This window comes from Salinicola sp. LHM, from assembly GCF_034479735.1.
Taxonomy (GTDB): domain Bacteria; phylum Pseudomonadota; class Gammaproteobacteria; order Pseudomonadales; family Halomonadaceae; genus Salinicola; species Salinicola salarius.
In genome coordinates, this window is sequence record NZ_CP140261.1 from 2,745,011 (window position 1) to 2,764,303 (window position 19,293).

General features: G+C 63.5%; 14 protein-coding genes and 1 tRNA gene. 4 read left to right on the forward strand and 11 right to left on the reverse strand.

Translation table 11 applies throughout. From position 1 onward, the window contains the following. Window positions 1–126 precede the first annotated feature (126 nt). Window positions 127–1,758: a BCCT family transporter gene (locus R5R73_RS12565; RefSeq protein ID WP_071231297.1), complete on the forward strand. Its 1,632-nt coding sequence runs from the start codon at window positions 127–129 to the stop codon at window positions 1,756–1,758. Window positions 1,759–1,853: 95 nt separating this feature from the next. Here the strand turns inward: R5R73_RS12565 and R5R73_RS12570 are convergent, their stop codons facing one another. The 5 genes from R5R73_RS12570 to serS all read right to left on the reverse strand — a co-directional run bounded on the left by R5R73_RS12570 (window position 1,854) and on the right by serS (window position 8,399). Continuing rightward, entirely contained in the window at window positions 1,854–2,576 is a 723-nt protein-coding gene (locus R5R73_RS12570) for a 3'-5' exonuclease (RefSeq protein ID WP_322527703.1), read from the reverse strand. Beyond that, complete coding sequence (locus R5R73_RS12575) at window positions 2,576–4,537, reverse strand: DUF294 nucleotidyltransferase-like domain-containing protein (protein ID WP_322527704.1); 1,962 nt, start codon at window positions 4,535–4,537, stop codon at window positions 2,576–2,578. The genes R5R73_RS12570 and R5R73_RS12575 overlap by 1 nt, the downstream gene beginning before the upstream one ends. Window positions 4,538–4,673: 136 nt before the next feature. After that, window positions 4,674–5,603, reverse strand: a complete 930-nt coding sequence (locus R5R73_RS12580) for a 2-hydroxyacid dehydrogenase (RefSeq protein WP_276232450.1) — start codon at window positions 5,601–5,603, stop codon at window positions 4,674–4,676. A gap of 85 nt (window positions 5,604–5,688) precedes the next feature. Then, complete coding sequence (gene cobA, locus R5R73_RS12585) at window positions 5,689–6,507, reverse strand: uroporphyrinogen-III C-methyltransferase (RefSeq protein ID WP_071231333.1); 819 nt, start codon at window positions 6,505–6,507, stop codon at window positions 5,689–5,691. 614 nt (window positions 6,508–7,121) lie between these two features. Continuing rightward, on the reverse strand, window positions 7,122–8,399 hold the full coding sequence (gene serS, locus R5R73_RS12590; protein ID WP_322527706.1) for a serine--tRNA ligase: 1,278 nt from the start codon (window positions 8,397–8,399) through the stop codon (window positions 7,122–7,124). A 298-nt stretch (window positions 8,400–8,697) separates the two neighbouring features. On the opposite strand from serS, the gene R5R73_RS12595 reads away from it, so the two are divergent. The 3 genes from R5R73_RS12595 (at window position 8,698) to R5R73_RS12605 (ending at window position 14,527) form a co-directional block, all read left to right on the forward strand. After that, window positions 8,698–11,949: an FAD-binding and (Fe-S)-binding domain-containing protein gene (locus R5R73_RS12595; protein WP_322529596.1), complete on the forward strand. Its 3,252-nt coding sequence runs from the start codon at window positions 8,698–8,700 to the stop codon at window positions 11,947–11,949. A gap of 247 nt (window positions 11,950–12,196) precedes the next feature. Then, window positions 12,197–12,640 (forward strand): thioredoxin TrxC, encoded by a 444-nt coding sequence (gene trxC, locus R5R73_RS12600; RefSeq protein WP_322527707.1) that lies wholly within the window; start codon window positions 12,197–12,199, stop codon window positions 12,638–12,640. An 87-nt stretch (window positions 12,641–12,727) separates the two neighbouring features. Next, the gene (locus R5R73_RS12605; protein WP_071231303.1) at window positions 12,728–14,527 is read left to right on the forward strand and encodes a cation:proton antiporter; all 1,800 of its coding nucleotides are present in this window, start codon (window positions 12,728–12,730) and stop codon (window positions 14,525–14,527) included. A 154-nt stretch (window positions 14,528–14,681) separates the two neighbouring features. On the opposite strand, the gene trpC is transcribed toward R5R73_RS12605, so the two are convergent. From trpC to R5R73_RS12635, 6 genes are all read right to left on the reverse strand, one after another. Next, window positions 14,682–15,494 (reverse strand): indole-3-glycerol phosphate synthase TrpC, encoded by an 813-nt coding sequence (gene trpC / locus R5R73_RS12610; RefSeq protein ID WP_071231304.1) that lies wholly within the window; start codon window positions 15,492–15,494, stop codon window positions 14,682–14,684. A gap of 78 nt (window positions 15,495–15,572) precedes the next feature. Beyond that, on the reverse strand, window positions 15,573–16,592 hold the full coding sequence (gene trpD / locus R5R73_RS12615; protein ID WP_071231305.1) for an anthranilate phosphoribosyltransferase: 1,020 nt from the start codon (window positions 16,590–16,592) through the stop codon (window positions 15,573–15,575). A 21-nt stretch (window positions 16,593–16,613) separates the two neighbouring features. Continuing rightward, the gene (locus R5R73_RS12620) at window positions 16,614–17,201 is read right to left on the reverse strand and encodes an anthranilate synthase component II (RefSeq protein WP_071231306.1); all 588 of its coding nucleotides are present in this window, start codon (window positions 17,199–17,201) and stop codon (window positions 16,614–16,616) included. 314 nt (window positions 17,202–17,515) lie between these two features. After that, window positions 17,516–18,274, reverse strand: coding sequence for a Crp/Fnr family transcriptional regulator (locus R5R73_RS12625; RefSeq protein WP_322527708.1), 759 nt, complete (start codon window positions 18,272–18,274; stop codon window positions 17,516–17,518). Window positions 18,275–18,386: 112 nt separating this feature from the next. After that, a complete protein-coding gene (locus R5R73_RS12630) occupies window positions 18,387–18,746 on the reverse strand; it encodes a hypothetical protein (RefSeq protein ID WP_322527709.1) in 360 nt (119 codons plus the stop codon). Between the two features lie 297 nt (window positions 18,747–19,043). Next, window positions 19,044–19,119, reverse strand: a tRNA-Ala gene (locus R5R73_RS12635). Window positions 19,120–19,293: the final 174 nt, after the last annotated feature.

A 19,293-nucleotide genomic window follows, 5' to 3' on the forward strand; every position in this document is an offset into this window, starting at 1 on the left:
GTTCTGCCCACCGGCCGAGCGCTCTCTGGCATGACGCCCGAACGACGCAAGGGAGCGCAAGGGATCGTCGCCATTCGCCACGCGAGTGCGACCTTGAATAGACTCATCAAAGAATGGAGACGGCTAGTGGCTCAAGACACCGACAATCAGCCGGATGCGCCGCAAGAAGGCATACCGGCACCCGAGGGTCCCGCCAATCTCATCGATACCGATTATGTGATTGGGCAGGACAATATCCAGACCAACAAGTTTGGTTTCAACGTCGATCTGCACGGCAAGGTCTTCTCGATCTCGTCGCTGCTGATTCTGTTTTTCGTCATCATCACGTTGGCGCTGCCGGATCAGATGGGCCCGCTGTTCAACGGGGCGAAAGGCTTTCTGACCGACAACCTGAGCTGGCTGTTCCTGTTCGCCGCCAATATTTTCGTGCTGGTTTCCGTCGTACTGATCTTCACACCGCTGGGTAAGGTGAGAATCGGTGGCCTGCATGCCAAACCGGATTTCAGCTATGCCGGCTGGTTTGCCATGCTGTTCGCAGCGGGCATGGGTATCGGGCTGATGTTCTACGGCGTCTCCGAACCGATCACGCACTTCGGCACGTCCATTTCCGGTGATTCCTGGGCACCGCTGGGGGGCGCAGAAGGCGATCAGGCCGCCGCGCAATCCCTGGCCATGGCTGCCACCATCTTCCACTGGGGCCTGCATCCGTGGGGCATCTACGCGGTCGTCGCGCTGTCGCTGGCTCTATTTTCCTTCAACAAGGGCCTGCCGCTGACCATGCGCTCGATCTTCTACCCGATTCTGGGTGAGCGGATCTGGGGCTGGCCGGGTCACGTCATCGACATCCTGGCGGTGTTCGCCACGCTGTTCGGCTTGGCGACGTCTCTGGGTCTCGGTGCTTCCCAGGCCTCCGCCGGCCTCAACTACCTGTTCGGCATCCCCAATACCGACGTGACCATGGTGCTGCTGATCATCGGTATCACGCTGGTTGCGCTGACGTCGGTCATGCTGGGTGTCGACAAGGGCGTCCAGCGCCTATCGCAGATCAACATGGGCCTGGCCTTCCTGCTGCTGCTGTTCGTGATCATCGTCGGCCCGACGCTGCTGATCGCTACCGGCTTCTTCGAGAACATGGTGTCCTACATCACGAACCTGCCGGCGCTCTCCAACCCGTTCGGCCGTGACGATACCAACTTCGTCCATGGCTGGACCGCCTTCTACTGGGCCTGGTGGATCTCCTGGTCACCGTTCGTCGGCATGTTCATTGCCCGCGTCAGCCGGGGTCGTACGGTGCGCGAGTTCCTGATCGCCGTGCTGCTGGTGCCCACCGTCGTTTCCGTTCTGTGGATGACGGCTTTCGGTGACACCGCGATCGACCAGCTTGCCAACCAGGGCTTCGAAGGCGTCAAGAATGCCGCGCTGGAGCTGCAGCTGTTCACCATGCTGGGCCAGCTGCCGCTGACGACGATCACCTCGTTCGTCGGCATCATTCTGGTCATGGTGTTCTTCATTACCTCCTCCGACTCCGGCTCGCTGGTCATCGACTCGATCACTGCCGGCGGCAAGGTCGACGCACCGAAGCCGCAGCGCGTGTTCTGGGCGCTGATCGAAGGTGCCATTGCCATCGCGCTACTGCTGGGCGGCGGATTGACGGCACTACAGGCCGCGGTCATTGCTACCGGCCTGCCGTTCACCATCGTTCTGCTGGCCGCATGCTATGCGATCATTCAGGGGCTGCGTTCCGAACCCCGCTATTGATGGCATCGTAGACGGTGAATCGAAAAAAGCGGGCGGCTCATGGAGCCGCCCGTTTTGCGTTGAAGTCTCGTTATCCCTTCCCGGCTCGTGCCGGCCTACCGCCATAGCGCGCTGACCGGCGTGTCCCAATCGTAGTGATAGAGAATCTGGGCCTGCAGCAGTTCCGCCGTGGCCAGCGAGTCCACCAGAGCGTGGTGCCCGGTATAGGCGGGAAGATGGTAGCGCTGGCGACTCTCGTGAAGACGAATCGAGGCCATGGGCCGCCCCGCCCAGCGCCGCAGCCTGGCCCACCAGGACTGGCGATGAATCCGTGCTTCCAGCGACATGGTGTCGATCATCGGCATCAGCAGGCCATCGCCCAGCCGTTCCCGAATCGCGGCATCGAGGAAAGTCCGCTCCAGCTGGCGATAGTGCACCACGACCAGCCGGCCGGCGAGCAGGGCCAGCAGCTCGTCGATGATCGAGGCAAAATCGGGGGCATCCGCCACTTCCGCGTGGGTGATGTGATGAAAGGCCACCGATTCATCGCTCAACTGGCGCCGCGGCGACAATACCCAGTACTTGCCATCCGCGGGACGGATTCGCGACAGGGTGAACGGCATCACGCCGACGCTGACGATGTCATGGCGACTGCCATCGAGACCGGTGGTCTCGAAGTCCATGGCCACCAGCGGCGCCTCGCCGATCGGCATGTCGGGGTCCAGCGTACCCTGCGCGAAGAAGCTGGCCAGCCGCGGCACACGGGTCTGTTGCGCGCGGGCCGCCATGTAGTCGGGCCAGTTCGGCCGAGTGCTTCCGTTCGAACCCAGGCGCGGCATCAGCGAAGACTCCGGGACGAGGCCTTGCCGCCCGACTGGGCAGCACCCTTCGACGCCCCCTGCCTGGACGGCATGGTGTAGCGGAAGGAGAGAAATTTCTGGGCGTTGCTGATCGCTTCGAAGGCATCCTTGAGATGATGACGCTCACGGCTGTCGATATTTTCCGGATCGATGCTGTTGTCGGGCTCGGCGCCCCGCTCGATTGCATCGGCCTGATGGCGAATGCGCACCATCGACATGAATTCGAAGGCATAGCGTAGACGCTCGGTGACGCCGTCCGCCAACAGCTTCGTCTGGGCGATATCGTCGAGACGGGCGAAGCTGTTCTGGGCTTTCGAGCCGCAGGCCAGCGCATGGACGCGCACCAGATCCGTCAATGGCGCGGTGCCACGGCGCTTGAGATTGATCGACTTGCGGTGCTCGCCATCCTGCTCCATGACGAACTTGCGGAAGAAGCCCAGCGGCGGTGTCCGGTTCTTGGCATTGCGCGCCAACGCCGCGAGAAACACCGGGCGCTGAGGGGCCAGTTCGGCGATCAGATCCTGCAGCGACTCGACCATGGGCGCCTCGCCATGCACCGGGGCCAGGTCGAAGAAGATGGAGCTGTGCAGCAGCCGTTCGCCGTTGGGCTCGTCCATCCACTCGGTAAAATACTGCTTCCAGACCGCCAGCGGCTTTCGCCAGCGCGGATTGGTCGCCATCACGTCGCCCTTGCAGTACGGATAGCCGCAGGCGTCGAGGCCATCGCAGACGAACCTGGCCAGCGCCTCGAAATACTCTCCGTGCCGCTCGGGATCGTAGTCGTCATGGAGAACCAGCGCGTTGTCCTGGTCGGCATTGATGGTCGGCTCCTCCCGCGCCATCGACCCCAGCACCATGAAGCAGTAGGGTATCGGTGCCGGGCCCAGCTCGGCTTCCGCCAGCTCGATCAGGCGCTGCGTGAAAGCCCGGCCAATTGTTGCGAGCGCCCGGCAGACCATCTCCGAATTGGCGCCGTCGGCGACCATGCGCACAAATCCCGTGCGAACCTCGGGCGACAGCCTCGCAAGCTGTTCCGGCGTATTCTGAACGAAGATGTTGTTGACCAGAAACAGACTGCTGTGGGTCTCGTGACGCACGATATCGGAAAGATGCAGCACGCCGACCGGCTGGCGACGATGCAGCACCGGCAGATGGTGAACCTGGTTGCGCAGCATGCTCAGCATCGCTTCGTAGACCGACTCGTCGGACTGGGTCACGATCAACTTTCGCGACATCACCTCGCCCACTGCCGTGTCGGACGACTTGCCCTCCGCCAGCACGCGGGTGCAGAAGTCGCGATCGGTGAGAATACCGTTGAGCTGCCAGTATCGGCCGTCACGCCCGGTGAACGTATAAGCGGACTGCGTCTCGGTGACGTCCACCACCAACACGCAGGTGACGTTGGCATCGCGCATCTGCCGGGCCGCCTGCTGCAGGGACGTGGAGGCTTCGACCATCTGCGGCTGCCGGCTGATCAACTTGCGCACCCGGGTCGTCATCAGGCCGCTGTCGTCGCGCTGCTGTTCCACCGTCACCTTGAGACGCTGGCCACCGGTCTCCACGAACTCGGCGAAGTCGTCGTCCTCTTCGCAGATCGTCTCGAAGACATCGCCGGGGATGAAATAGATCAGCGTGTCCTCGATCGCGCTGACCGGGTAGCGCACCCGGCGGTTGCTGCGCATCAGATCCGAGTAGCCGAAGATATCGCCCTCGCTCAGGCGATTGAACAGCCGGCCACTGCGCTGATACATCTCGACCGCGCCGCTACGGATGTACCACAGGGAGTCGATCGGCTGGTCCTTGACCAGCAGCTCGCTGCCAGCCTGGAAGTAGCGAATCTCGACCTCGCCGGCAATGCGATCGAGCAACGCATCGGGGAGATTGTCGAACGGCGCGAACTGCGCCATATGGCTTCGGATATCCAACTGCTCAACGTTCATGCGCTCCTCCCCGTCGCGAAGGCTTATTGTCGAAGGGCCGAGAGATGGCGTCAACGACGGCTTGTCTTCTATCCGCTTGATCCGCCGGCAAAAACCGCCAATATCGCTCTCGGTCTGAAGAGCAAGAAGACCCGGGTCAGCCACACTCGCGCGCGAGGGCGCGCAGCCGATCGCAGGCGATTTCGAAGATACCCTGGGTCGAGACATCGGTCATGCCGCCGACATGCGGCGTCGCGATCACGTTCTGGGCGAATATCGGATCCGCGGGGTCGGGCGGCTCTTCCCAGAACACATCGAGCCCGGCACCACCCAGCCGGCCCGAACGCAGCGCCTGCAACAGCGCATCCCGCTCGACCAGCCCGCCGCGCCCCAGGTTGATCAGAAAGCTGCCCGGCTTGAAGGTCGCCAGGGAGGTCGCATCGATCAGATGATGGGTTTGCGGAGTATCCGGCAGCGTCAAGACGACGAAATCCGCCCGCGCCAGCAGCGTCGGCAGCTCTTCCAGCGTGCCCAACCAGGCAAGCCCGTGCCGTTCGGCGACCGCGGGATCGGCGTGGCGCTTGATCCCCAGCAGGGTCATGTCGAAAGCGTGCAGCCGCCTGGCCAGCGCCTGGCCCAGGCCCCCCAGCCCCACGATGCCCACTGTCTTGCCCTTGAGCCCCATCCCGATCGGTCCGCCCAGTTGGCGGTCGGCCAGAAACTCGGGAATTCGCTTCGCCTGTCGGGCCAGCCCCAGCATCATCCAGATGCCCAGCTCCGCCACGGAATCGGCGTTGCCCGAGATATCCGTCGGCACATTGGCGACCTCGATGCCCCGCGCCTCGGCCGCCTGCCGGTCGACGCCCTCCAGGCCGGCGCCGATCTGCTGTATCAGCTTGAGGCGGTCGGCCGTCGCCAACAGCGGCGCATCCACGCGACTCATGGTCGGAATCAGCGCATCGAAACCCGCCAGGGTCTTCAACTCGTATCCGCCGGCCGCCACGAACTCGACATCGGGCAGAGCCTGCCGGAACTTGGCGAGAATGCCGGCCCAGGCATCCTCCTCGGCTGCAAATAGTACGCGCACAGGCACCCTCACCCTCTCATCGTGAATCGGAGAAAAATACCATGCCGGGTAACGGGTTCGGAGTAAATGGCGGGGCCAGCACTCTTCAGGCGCTATCGGCCTTCGATAACGGCATGGGATGCTTGCCTTCGACCCAGCCGAGGCTGCCGCTGTCGCTCGGCTGGAACCAGTCGAGGCGAGACGCCAGCGCGACCACGCTGCCGACGACGATCAATGTCGGCGGTCTTGGCTGATATTGATCGAGGCTCGGGGGCAGATGCCCGAGCGTGCCCAGATGCACACGCTGGTTGGCCGTCGTGCCCTGCTCGACCAGCGCCATCGGCGTGGCGGCATCGAGCCCGTGCGCCACCAGCCGCTCGCGAATCAGATCCAGCGCCCCCAGGCCCATGTAGAAGACCAGAGTCTGGCCGCTGCGGGCCAGTGCCGGCCAGTCGAGGTCACAACTGCCGTTCTTGAGATGACCAGTGACGAAGCGCACCGACTGGGCGTGATCGCGATGGGTCAACGGTATCCCGGCGTAGGCCGCGCAGCCGGACGCGGCGGTGATCCCCGGCACCACGTCGAAATCGACTCCGGCTTCGACCAGCGTCTCCAGCTCTTCGCCGCCGCGACCGAAGATGAATGGGTCTCCACCCTTCAAGCGAACCACTCGGTTGCCCGCTTTCGCCCAATCGACCAGCGCCTGATTGATCCCCTCCTGCGGCACGCTGTGCCGGGAGCGCGCCTTGCCGACATAGAAGCGCTTCGCCTCCGGCCTGGCCAGCGCCAGAATCTCCTGACTGACCAGCCGGTCGTGAATCACCACGTCCGCGCGCTGCAGTTGCTTGAGCGCCTTCAGCGTCAGCAGTTCCGGATCGCCCGGCCCGGCGCCGACCAACGAGACATGCCCCCGCTGCCAGTGCATGCCGGCGGGTGCCGCCGCGTCCTGAACGGTCACTCTCGGCGGCAGCCGGACGCTGCATAGCGCTGGATGAGAAGGCACGAAAACGGCCACGCCTGCCTGCCGCGCCAGCGTCGCCATTCGACGATCGCGCTCGCCGTCACCACTGGCGACCAGCCATAGCTGACCGGCCGCGGGCACCGGTTCCGCGTCGTCCACCTTCCATCCTTGCGCCTGGCACAGGCGCGCCAGGGCCGGCATCGCCGAATTGGCGTGCACGATCACCGCCGGCACCAGCCCGGCGATACGCTGCGCCAGTGTCAGCGCTTCGCTGCCGCCACCGATGAGATGCACATCGAGACAGGCGGGGTCGTATTGAAGAGTGAGCGAGTCTGTCACGAGTCGGGCCGCTGGTCGGGAAGAAGAACGTGGCGCGTCGGGCTGAAGCGTATCCGGTCGAAGAACGCGCGGCTGAAGCATAGGACTAAAGCATAGAATTGAAGCATAGCCGGCAACGCCATCCTCGATGGATGAAGTGTACGGTTTCCCATGCGCACGATGAAGTAACGCTTTTTTGTAGAGTTATAACCAAACGATCCCTCATGCCATTTGGCTATGAAGGATCGCCGGCGACAGAATCAGTCGGCGTTGAAGCGAGTGATCCCGCCCATGTACGGCGCCAGCGCCGCCGGCACATCGATGCTGCCATCGGCGTTCTGGTAGTTTTCCAGCACCGCCAGCAGGCAGCGCCCCACCGCCAGGCCCGAGCCATTCAGGGTGTGCACCAGCTGCGGCTTCTTCTGATCCGGGCTGCGGAAGCGCGCCTGCATTCGCCGCGCCTGGAAATCCTCGCAGTTGGAAACGGAGGAGATTTCCCGGTAGGTCGCCTGGCTCGGCAGCCACACTTCCAGATCGTAGGTCTTGGTGGCACTGGCGCCCATGTCGCCGGTACACAGCGTCACCACGCGATACGGCAGCTCCAGCGCCTGCAGAATCGCCTCGGCATGACCGCGCATCTCTTCGAGCACGTCGTAGCTGGTCGCCGGGTCGACCACCTGAACCATCTCGACCTTGTCGAATTGGTGCTGGCGAATCATGCCCCGGGTGTCGCGACCGTAGGCGCCGGCCTCGCTGCGAAAGCACGGGGTGTGGGCGGTCAACTTCAACGGCAACGACGCGTGATCGAGAATCTCGTCACGCACGAAATTGGTCAGCGGAACTTCGGCCGTCGGGATCAGGTAGTAGTCGCTGTCGCTCAGTCGGAACAGATCCTCGCCAAACTTGGGCAACTGGCCGGTGCCCGTCAGCGTCTCGGCGTTGACCATGTAAGGCACGTAGCACTCTTCGTAGCCATGATCCCGAGTCTGCTTGTCGAGCATGAACTGGGCCAGCGCCCGGTGCAGACGAGCGATCGGCCCGCGCATCACGGCGAAACGCGAGCCGGTCAGCTTGGTTGCCATCTCGAAATCGAGATAGCCGAACCGGGCACCCAGATCGACATGGTCGCGAACCTCGAAGTCGAATTCGCGTGGCGTTCCCCAGCGATGCAGCTCGACGTTGTCGCTCTCGTCGGCTCCCTCGGGAACGTCTTCATGAGGCAGGTTGGGCAGCCCGGCCACTAGATCGTCCCAGGCCTGCTGCACTTCGCCCAGCTCGCGCTTGGCGCGGTCGAGATCATCGCCGAGCTGACCCACTTCGGCGAGCAGCGGCTGGATGTCTTCGCCGGCGGCCTTGGCCTTGCCGATCGACTTGGAACGCACGTTACGCTCGTTCTGCAACTGCTCGGTCCGCGTCTGCAGCTCGCGACGCCGGGACTCGAGCGACTCGAGCTGTTCGGTGTCGAGAGTGAAGCCCCGCAGGGCCAGGCGTTGGGCGACGAACTGCGGATCGCTACGCAACAGCTTCGGATCGAGCATGACTGGGTTCCGTTGTTTGAAATAGACAGTTTGAAATCGAAAACCGTGACGACAGGAGACTGACCGAAGACGCAGGACAGCAGGTAACGTCTCGATGGTCACTCTTGCGAGGGAGATATTGTAGGGAAAACCCCATCCCGGCACCATGCGCCACCGGGGATTCGTGTCGCTGCCGCGCTTGGCGCGCTAAACTATCCGCCCTCGAGCGCCCCGGCGCCAAGAACCGATAACCTGCCGGATGGAATCCGTCCGGCGACGGCCGCCCGACCGGCCCGACGTGATGGCTTGATGCATGACGATGATTACACGCCTAGATCCGGCCAGTGCCGATCTCACCCTGCCCGAGCGCTATCGCCGGTTCCTCGCGGAGCTGGCCGATGCGGGTTTCCGGGGAGACATCGCCGACGATGCCGCCAACCGTACCGTGCTGGCGACGGACAACTCCATTTATCAGCGCTTGCCGATGGCGGTTCTCTACCCGCGCGACGCTGCCGATCTCGAACTGATCGCCCGCCTGCTCGGACGCGAGGCGCACCGCGACATCGTGCTCGCCCCGCGTGGCGGCGGCACCGGCACCAACGGCCAGTCGCTGACCGACGGGCTGGTGGTGGACGTCTCCCGTTACATGAACCGGATCCTCGAGATCGACGTCGAGAACCGCCGCGTGCGGGTTCAGGCCGGCGTGGTCAAGGATCAGTTGAACGCCGCGCTCAAGCCCCACGGGCTGTTCTTTGCCCCGGAGCTCTCCACCTCCAACCGCGCCACGATCGGCGGCATGATCTCTACCGATGCCAGCGGCCAGGGCAGCTGCGAATACGGCAAGACGCGCAACCATGTGCTCGAGCTCGATGTCGTGCTGCCCGGCGGCGAGCGGCTCGAGAGCCGGCCGCTGGACGAAACGGCGCTGGCGGCCGCCTGCCAGCGCGACGACCGGGTCGGCGAGATCTACCGCGCGGTGAGCGACATCGCGACCACCGAGCGGGCGCGCATCGCGGAGGTCTTTCCGCCACTCAACCGCTGCCTGACCGGCTACGATCTGGCGCACCTGACCGACGACCAGGGCCGCTTCGACCTCAACAGCGTGCTGTGCGGCTCGGAGGGCTCGCTGGCACTGCTCAACGAGGCCACGCTCAACGTATTGCCGCTGCCCAGGCACTCGACCCTGGTCAACGTGCGCTACGCCGGTTTCATGGATGCGCTGCGCGACGCCAAGGCGCTGGTGGCAGAAGGCAGTCCGACGTCGATCGAAACCATCGACGACCGTGTGCTGACACTGGCGATGGAGGATTTCGTCTGGGACAGCGTGGCGGAATTCTTCCCCGCCGTCGTTGGTGACAATGGCGAGCGCGGGACACCGATTCGCGGCATCAACCTGGTCGAGTTCAACGATGACGATCCGGCGCGGCTGACCGAGCGCGTTCAGGCGTTCGTCGCGCATCTCGGCTCGGATGCCGGCGTCGAACGGCTCGGCTACACCCTGGCCGAGGGCCGCCCGCAGATTGCCCGGGTCTATGCCATGCGCAAGCGCGCCGTGGGTCTGCTCGGCAACGCCAAGGTCGATGCCAAGGGCGAGAAACGCCCGATTCCGTTCGTCGAGGACACCGCGGTACCCCCCGAGCGGCTGGCCGACTACATCGCCGAGTTTCGCCAACTGCTGGACGCGCGCGATCTCGAATACGGCATGTTCGGCCACGTCGACGCCGGCGTGCTGCACGTCCGCCCCGCCATCGACATGAAGGATCCGGCGCAGGCACGCCTGATTCGCGAGATTTCCGATGAGGTGGCAGCATTGACCCAGCGCTACGGCGGGCTGCTGTGGGGCGAACACGGCAAGGGGGTGCGCTCCGAATATACGCCGCGCTTCTTCGGCGAGCTCTACCCCGCGCTGCAACGGGTGAAGGCCGCCTTCGACCCGCACAACCAGTTCAACCCGGGCAAGATCGCGACACCGCTCTCTAGCCCGCCCGAAGACGCGGGTCTTTCCATCCCGCCCGAAGCCGCGGGCAGCGCGGAAGGTACAACCACGCATTCCGCAGCGTCGGGAGATAGGTCAGACGAGATCGGCATCGTCGACGGACACGACCCGGGGCTGCTGGCGATCGACAGCGTTACCACCCGCGGCGAGCTGGACCGTCAGATCGACGAGCGGGTCTGGCAGGAGAACGCCAGTGCCGTCTACTGCAACGGTAACGGCGCCTGCTACAACTACGACCCGGCCGATGCCATGTGCCCTTCCTGGAAGGCGACGCGTGAGCGCATTCATTCGCCCAAGGGGCGCGCCAGCCTGATGCGCGAGTGGCTGCGCCGCCAGGGCAACGCCGGTGTCGATGTAACCGAGGTAAGTCGAGCCCAGCGCCGCGGCGGCCTCGGCGCCTGGCTCCTGGCCCAGCCCGGCAAGATCGGGCGGTCGGTCGCCCGGCGGCGCGGCGAGGCGGACTTCTCGCATGAAGTCCATGACGCCATGGCCGGGTGTCTGGCGTGCAAGTCCTGCGCTGGCCAGTGTCCGATCAAGGTCGACGTGCCGGATTTCCGCTCGCGTTTCCTCGAGAGTTACCACAGCCGCTACGCGCGCCCGCTGCGCGACTATCTGATCGGCGGGCTCGAGTTCGTCGTGCCGCATCTTCGTCCGGTGACGCCGCTCTACAACGCGCTGCTCGACAACCGCCTGGTCGACCGCTTCCTGGCGAAAGGCCTCGGCATCGTCGACAGCCCGAAACTCTCCCGCGCCAGCCTCGGGAAGACGCTCGCCGCCTGGGGCGTCGCCGAAGCCACGCCGCTGACGCTGGGCCGACTCACCGAGTCTCAGAAAAGCCGCAGCGTGGTGCTGGTGCAGGACGCCTTTACCAGCCACTTCGAATCGCGGCTGGTCATGGATGTGGTCGAGCTGCTGGGACGCCTCGATATTCGCGTTTTCGTGGCGCCCTTCCACCCCAACGGCAAGCCGCTGCATGTGCAGGGCTTCCTCGGTCGCTTCGAGCGAGTGGCGGAAAGACAGGCGGCCAGGCTCCGGGCGCTTTCCGGCTTCGGCGTACCGCTGGTGGGCATCGATCCGGCGATGACGCTCACCTACCGTCAGGAGTACGTCAAGACGCTCGGCCCGCAGGCCGTGCCCGAGGTACTGTTGCTGCAGGAGTGGCTACTGTCGCTGGGGCAGTCGATTCTGCCGCGAGGCTGGCGCGACGAGGCAACCGGTGCCGATCCCGGCTACCGCCTGCTGAGTCACTGCACCGAGAAGACCAACGCGCCGGGCAGCCCCAGGGGCTGGCAGCAGTTGTTCGCGCACTTCGGGCTTCAGCTGGATCTGGTCGCCACCGGCTGCTGCGGCATGTCCGGCACCTACGGGCACGAAGCGCGCAACCGCGACACCTCGGAAAAAATCTACGATCTTTCCTGGCGTGCCCCGGTGGAAGATGACGCCAATGCCGGTCGTCTGCTCGCCACGGGCTACTCCTGCCGCAGCCAGGTCAAGCGACTGTCGAACCAGACACTGCCGCACCCGCTACAGGCGCTATTGAAATGGATCAAGATCGCGGATCGGTCTATTAATTGAGCCATATGAGAGGGTGTTTACAAAACAGGCGAACGAAGGCAAGACAAGGCAAAATTGGCCGAAAACACGGAGTTTACATGGGGTAAATGAGTATTCGAGGCCGATTTTAACGCTGGATTGTCGAGTGCAGCCCTTTTGTAAACACCCTCTGAGCCGTCGAGAAGAAACGGGGGGTTCGAAGACGAGCCCCGGCGCCATCTGCATCCATTGACCGACCCTCCCCCTTCGCCAACCAGGAGCCAACCCCATGTCCGCCGCGAAGCATGTCGTTTGTCCGCACTGTCATGCCGTCAACCGAGTCGCCAACGAGCGCCTGCGGGACGGCCCCCAGTGCGGGCGCTGCCACAACGCCCTGTTCGGCGACCAGCCGCTGACGCTGGATTCGGCCAACTTCGATCGTTTCGTGTCGCGTAGCGATCTGCCGATTCTGATCGACTTCTGGGCCGACTGGTGCGGCCCCTGCAAGGCGATGGCGCCAGGGTTCGCCCAAGCCGCCAGGGCGTTGTCGCCGAACGTCATCCTGGGCAAGCTGGATACCGAAGCCGCGACGGATATCGCCTCGCGATTCGGTATTCGCAGCATCCCGACGCTGATCCTGTTCCGCGGCGGGCGAGAGATCGCGCGCCAGGCCGGTGCCATGGGCTCCGCGGATATCGTCAACTGGACCCAGCGACAACTCGCCACACCCTGAAGCCTCCTTTGCCTTCGATTCGGCATTGCATCAATGCAATGCCGCCGCTAGTCTGCGCGCCTTTTGCCACCTCCTGGAGAGACTGCCATGGAAAACGCTGCCCTTGCCCTCACCGGCATCGGCCTGCTGGCACTGATCTGCCAATGGCTTGCCTGGCAGCTCCGGGTGCCCGCCATTCTTCCGCTACTGATCGCCGGCATCGCCGCCGGCCCGGTGACCGGCATCCTCGATCCCGACGCGGTGCTGGGCGACCTGCTGTTCCCGCTGGTTTCCCTGGCGGTGGCGGTGATCCTGTTCGAGGGCGCCTTGACGCTGGATTTCCGCGAGCTTCGCGGCCATGGCCGCACGGTCAGCCGGCTGGTGACCTGGGGCGCGCTGATCACGGCGCTGATCGCCATTGCCGCCGCGCATCTGGTACTGGGCCTTTCCTGGGAGATGGCCAGCGTGCTGGGGGCGCTACTGGTGGTGACCGGGCCGACGGTAGTATTGCCGCTGCTGCAAACCCTGCGCGCCCGGGAACACGTCAGCCAGATCCTGCGCTGGGAAGGCATCCTGATCGATCCGATCGGCGCCATCGGCGCGGTACTGGTCTACGAGTTCGTCGCCCTGGGGCTCTCCAACGGTGCGGCAGCGCATACCCTGCTGAGCTTCGCCCAGACCGCGGTGATCGGCTTCGGCCTGGGCACGGCCGGCGGCTATCTATGGGGCAGCGTGCTGCGTCACTACTGGCTGCCCCAGCGGCTGCACAGCTTCGGCACCCTGATGATCATGCTGACGCTATTCACCGCGTCGAACCTGCTGTTCCACGAGTCCGGCCTGCTGACCGTCACCGTCATGGGGGTATGGATGGCAAACATGCGCGGCGTGCCGACCCAGCCGATCCTGGAGTTCAAGGAGACGCTATCGATCCTGCTGATCTCGGGGCTGTTCATCCTGCTGGCTGCGCGCCTGAGCCTGGCCCAGTTGGGCCTGCTGTCGTGGGAAGCGTGGGCGTTCCTGGTCATTCTGGTGTGGGTCGCGCGGCCGCTGGCGGTGTGGCTGTGCACCTGGGGCAGCTCGCTCAACTGGCGGGAAAAGGCGCTGCTGGCCTGGCTCTCTCCTCGCGGGATCGTCGCGGCGGCCGTGGCCTCGCTGTTCGCGATTCGCCTCGAGGCGCTGGAGGTTCCCGGCGCCGAGCTGCTGGTGCCGGTCACGTTTCTGGTGATCATCAGCACCGTCGTCGTCCAGAGCCTGTTCTCGCGCCCGCTGGCGAGGCTGCTGAAAGTGAACGCCCCAACCGCATCGGGATTCCTGATCATCGGCGCCAACCCCGTCTCGCGGGCATTCGGCAGCGCGCTCCAGGAAGCCGGTTTCGCGGTGCGGCTATGCGACCACAACTGGGACGCCATCCAGGAAGCGCGGATGGCCAACATCCCGACCTACTACGGCAACCCGCTGTCGGAGCACGCCGCCCAGCATTTGGGGCTGACCGGCATCGGCCACCTGTTGCCGCTCTCGCCCTACCGCGAGCTCAACAACCTGGCCGCGCTGCACTTCGAGCATATCCTCGGCCACGGCAAGGTCTTCCGGCTGGCGGTGGAGTCCTCCCGCAATGCCCGGCGCCACCATCAACAGGCGCTGGCGCACCTGCCGCTGCTGTTCGACGGTCATACCACTTTCACCCGTCTTTCAAGCCTGATCGGCCAGGGCGCCGTGGTTCGTCAGGCCAACATTAGCGACAACTTCGATATCGACGATTATCGTCGCATTCACCACGATCGCCTGCTGACGCTGTTCACGCTCTCGACCAGCGGCCGGATCCGTATCGCCACGGCCGACAAGCCGCTCAACCCGAAGGCGGGCGATACGCTGATCAGCCTGATATTCCCGGATTCGCCCGAGTTCTGAATTCCAGGTTCCGGATTTGGGGCTCTGGATTATGAGCTCTGGTTAGGCCACGCAATGACGAACCCCGCTTCCCGATCTTCGACTCGGTAAGCGGGGTTCTTACATTGGCGCTGAGCGTTCGTCAGCCCGGCGTGGACGCGTGACGCGGTCCGGGTTAAAAGAACATCCGGCGAAGCGCGCTACCGGGTTCTTTCTCGCGCATGAAAGCTTCGCCGACCAGAAAGGCATTGACGTCGAATTCGCGCATGCGCTCAACGTCGTCCCGGCCATGAATGCCGGACTCGGTGACGACCGTCACGCCCTGGGGGATTCGCTTGAGCAGGTCGAAAGTGGTGTCCAGCGAGGTTTCGAACGTGCGCAGGTCGCGGTTGTTGATCCCCACCAGTGGCAAATCGAGCATCAGCGCCCGTTCGAGCTCGAAGATATCGTGCACCTCGACCAGCACGTCCATGCCCAGTGCCGTCGCCTGCTGGTAGAGATCCTTGAGCTGCTCGTCGCTCAGCGCTGCCACGATCAGCAGAATGCAGTCCGCGCCGATGCCTCTGGCTTCCGCCACCTGATAGCCGTCGATGATGAAATCCTTGCGAATCACCGGCAGGTCGCAGACATTCCGGGCGGCGATCAGATAGTCCTCGTGCCCCTGGAAGTAGTCGGCGTCCGTCAGTACCGAGAGACAGCTGGCGCCGGCCGCGGCGTAGTCGGCCGCAATCTCGGCGGGCCGGAAGTCTTCCCGGATGATTCCCTTGGAGGGCGACGCCTTCTTGATCTCGGCGATGACCGCGGGGTCGCCGCCATCGATACAGGCATTGAGCGCCGAGACGAAGCCTCGCGGCGCGCTCTGCGCCTTCGCCCGCTCCAGCCAGGTCTGCTCGCTGTCGACCGCGCGGCGTTCGGCGATCTCCTCGCGCTTGCGTGCCAGGATCTTGGCCAGAATGGTAGGCAGTTCACTATCGGCGGCATCGGTCATCGTGGAGATTCCTGTTGAGCTGGTTCTGATTCAGCGAAGACGCTGGTTCGGCGAAGACGCCAGTTTTGTCGCGGGCGGTCAGTTGGCGAAGACCCGGGTAAAGTCGGAAAGCTCCTTGAGCTTTTCCAGCGGCAGCTTGGAGGCCTGGGCGTCCTGCGCCATCAGCACGCCTTCCTTGAGCGAATCCGCCACATCGGCAGCGAACAGCGCCGCTCCGGCGTTGAGCGCGACGATATCGCCAGCCACACCCTTGCCGACCAGCGCTTCCTTGACCAGCTGGAGACTGTCTTCGGCGGTCACGACCTTCAGCGGATCGAGGGACTGACGCTCGATGCCCAGCTCCTCGGGCGTGATCGTGTATTCACGAATCTCGCCGTCGCGAAGCTCGGCAACCCGCGTCGGCGCCGCCACAGAGATTTCGTCCAGGCCATCCTCGGCGTGAACCACCAGCACGTGCCGGCTGCCCAGCTTGCGCAGCGACTCTGCCACCAGCGGCACGAGATGCGGTGCGTAGACGCCCAGCAGCTGATTGGGCGCCCCCGCCGGATTGGTCAGCGGACCAAGGATGTTGAAGACCGTACGAACGCCCATTTCCCGTCGCGGGCCGATGGCGTGGCGCATCGCCTGGTGGTGGCGCGGCGCGAACATGAAACCGACCCCGACCTGTTCTATACAGCGCGCGATGGTCGCCGCGTCGAGATCGAGATAGATCCCCGCCACATCGAACAGATCCGCGCTACCGGCGGCGGAGGAAACGCCCCGGTTGCCGTGCTTGGCGACATGGCCGCCCGCGGCCGCGACCACGAAGCTCGAAGCCGTGGAAACGTTGAAAAGGTTGGCGCCATCGCCGCCAGTGCCGACGATGTCGACGATGTTGTCGCAGTCGATCGATACCGGCTGCATCAGTTCGCGCATGACCTGCGCTGCCGCCGTGATCTCGTCGGCGGTTTCCCCCTTCATCGCCAGCCCGATCAGAAAACCGCCGATCTGGGCCTCGGTCGCTTCGCCCGTCATGATCGCCTTCATGACGGCGTGGGTGTCCTCGTAACTGAGATCCTGACGGCGCATGACCGCGCCAATGGCATCCCGCATCTGCATGTTGGTTCCTCGCCTGTTCCGTTAGCCGCGCCGTTTCAGGAAGTTCGCCAGCAGCTCGTGGCCTTGGCGAGACAGAATCGATTCGGGGTGAAACTGGACCCCTTCGATATCCAGCGTCTTGTGCTTCAAACCCATGATCAGCCCTGGGGTCGGGTCGTCGTCATCGGCCCAGGCCGTGATCTCGAGGCACTCCGGCAGGGTAGCGGCATCGACCACCAGCGAATGGTAACGGGTGACCTCGAGCGGGTCTTCGAGCCCTTCGAAAACCCCTTCACCGCGGTGACGAATGCGAGATGTCTTGCCGTGCATCACCTGAGGCGCGCGGATCACGTCGCCACCATAGACCTGGCCGATGGCCTGGTGACCGAGACAGACGCCGAGTATCGGGATCCTGCCGGCGAAGTGGCGAATCGCCTCCATCGAGATACCCGCTTCGTTGGGCGTACACGGCCCGGGCGAGACCACCAGGTGGGTCGGTTCGTGGCGCTCCAGCTCGGCAAGGTCCACGTCGTCGTTGCGCACGGTGACGACATCGGCCCCCAGCTCGCCCAGATACTGAACGATATTGAAGGTGAAGCTATCGTAATTGTCGATCATGAGGACTGACATGGGAATAAACTCCTGATATATCGATTAAATCGACTCTTGGCTCGAGATTTACCCGAGTGCGACCCAAGTCGATCGCTGCCTCTATGCCGACCTCACGAAGCGAAACGAACACACAAAAATGCCGCCCCGTGGGGCGGCATTCTTTTCAAACGTCAGACAGACGTAGGCGTGCCACCCTTGGATCAAAGGCGCCACCACCCCTGGTTATGCTTGCGTATTCGGTTCGTGATCATGGGAAATATAGTGCCGCGTCGTCACGCAGGGTGTCAACGGCGTTATCGCCTGTCTTCCAAAAGGAATCGGGCCAACGCCGCTCAATTCGAGACGCTCTTGATTTGGTGAAGATAGAGCGGGTCGAAGTCTCCCTCCTCCTTCAGCCGCTCCTCATCCAGAACGGTTATCCTGCCACGCTTGGCTTCGATCAGACCATCCGCGCGCAGCGCCTGAAAGACGCGATTCATGTGGACCGGGGTGATACCTATCGCATCTGCCAATTCGGCCTGCGTAATTGGCAGGCGGAAAGAGTCATTCTCGGCAAACCCTACGGCTTTCAGCCGCATCAATAGCTCGCAGAGAAGGTGCGCCACCCGCGGATAGGCGCCCCGCTGCCCGATATTGAGGATCCAGTCCCGGTATATCGACGCATCGACCAGTGTCTCGCGCCAGAAGGCAGCGGCGAGGCGGGGGGAACGTTCGCAGGCCCGCTTCAAGGCGTCATGCTGGATGAATCCGACCATGCTGGAACTGATCGACGCGAGACTCATGTCCATGACCTTGAGATGCAGGCTCTGCAGATCCGGCATGTCGCCAGGAACATGCACCGCCATGATCTGACGCTTCCCGTCCGAGGTCAGCTTGTAGACGCAGGTAAACCCCTCCAGCAGCAGACAGCTCCGGGAAGCGTGCTCGCCGATGCGGATGATATCCTGCCCGGGATTGAGCGACTCCACTTGCACCGGAAGGTCTCGTAGCACCTGCCTCTCATCGTCGGAAAGCCTGAAGATGCTCTCCAGCTTCCGAATCATCAGGTCGTTGGGAGAAAGACGATTGGAAAAGTGAACGCCTGATACCATGGTTTTGCACCTTTGCTTCCCAAAGAAATGAAGCTGCTGCCTCAGTATCTCTGTTCATATGATTAAAACGCCTGTCTCGTCCATGAAGTGTGGTTCACGCTTCGGGAGCTGGCTACTCGTCGACGCCATTTCCGTCGAGGCGTGTCAACAGTTCGTCGATATCGGGAAAGATGGGTTCGATCGCCAGCTGGCCAGACCTCAAGGGGCCCAGGCGGATACAGAGAAACTGCCAGAAGACCAGCCCGTAGCGGCTCATGTAATGGCCGATTCGGGATTGCAGGGGAACGCCCTCCCCCTTTGCGAGCCGCTGAGCCAGAAAAGGAATGACCACGTCCTGGAGACGTTCGAAGGCCTCCATATCGGTCGAGGCTTCTGCCGTCAGGCCGGGCAAGGCCGGCACCAACGCCTCCCAGCGTTGCCGGGACGAACCTGCTGCCGGTCTGATCGCGACGTCGAATACGAACTCTTGCATACGGCCCCTCGCAATGCGTTTGGCTACCTCAAGGTCAACCGCTGGTTCATCGTGGCGAATCTCTGCATTGTGTGAGTCGCTCGATGTGGCAAAGAGATAAGTATCTGCAGATAAATAGGCTAATTCATTGCCGCAGCCGAATTGCGACAGCCCGCTGCATGGCGTAGCGCAAGCGCTACGGCTGGAGCTCCCAATCGAATGATCCGGCTCGAGGGAATGATGACAAGGACAGGCATTCAGACATGAAAAAGCCGCCAGGCACATGAAGCGCGAAGCGGCTAATTCAATAGGTATTCTTGGTGGAGCCTAGCGGGATCGAACCGCTGACCTCAACACTGCCAGTGTTGCGCTCTCCCAGCTGAGCTAAGGCCCCGAATAGCTGCTGCCCCGAAGGACGCGACGCACTATAAAAGCCTGACAGGCCAAGGTCAACCCCCAATGGGAAAAGCATGGTCAAAACCGCGTCGGGAAGACCGATCGAAGCGATTTTCCGAGCGCAAATCTCGAGGTCGGATGGGAGTATTTGGTCCAATAACATGTCACACTA